The organism is Halorubrum tibetense, from assembly GCF_042661865.1.
Lineage (GTDB): Archaea > Halobacteriota > Halobacteria > Halobacteriales > Haloferacaceae > Halorubrum > Halorubrum tibetense.
This window is the reverse complement of the sequence record NZ_JBHSWW010000692.1, coordinates 1-555: the sequence shown is the minus strand read 5'-3', so window position 1 is coordinate 555 and position 555 is coordinate 1. Positions and strand designations below refer to the sequence as shown.

Below are 555 nucleotides of genomic sequence, written 5' to 3'. Positions count from 1 at the left end.
GCCGTTAGACGCTGACCAATTTCCGGTAAAAATTGTTGAATGTATGACACCCCATAAAGATCACTTAATCGCTGAATATTTTCAATGCTAAGCAGGATTACCGAGAATTCCGACTCTTGATTAAACCAAATATCGAGTTGTCGTCGAATCATATCGCGGTTCATCAAGCCAGTTTCGAGATCGTGCCCAGCCTGATAGCTAATTTTTTCTTCGCGCTCTTTGATGGCAGTTTGCATGCCATTCAAACTTGTAGCTAATACACCAAATTCATCCTTACTACGCAAAGTAATTGGTTCTGAATAATCGCCCCTAGTCATTCGCTCGGCAGAATTTGCTAACTCTGCAATGGGCTTGGTAATACCCATTGAGATATAAAATATAGCGGCCAATACCAACACTAAGGCAATAGCGGCAATGGTCAACATTCGTGTTTCCAGCTGATCGAAACTTGCAGTTAACTGATCAGAGGAAACCGACAGTAAAAATTGAATATCAGACGCGTCCGCATCAGTCAAACTCACCCAGCGATTAAGCCAACCCTGTGCTGAAAGTAAT

Annotated in this window: 1 protein-coding gene; it reads right to left on the bottom strand. The window is 42.3% G+C overall.

All coding sequences use genetic code 11. The annotated features are described in order from the left end of the window. A partial coding sequence (locus tag ACFQEU_RS17785; protein WP_379784315.1) for a HAMP domain-containing protein occupies positions 1 to 555 on the bottom strand: 555 nt, incomplete at both ends.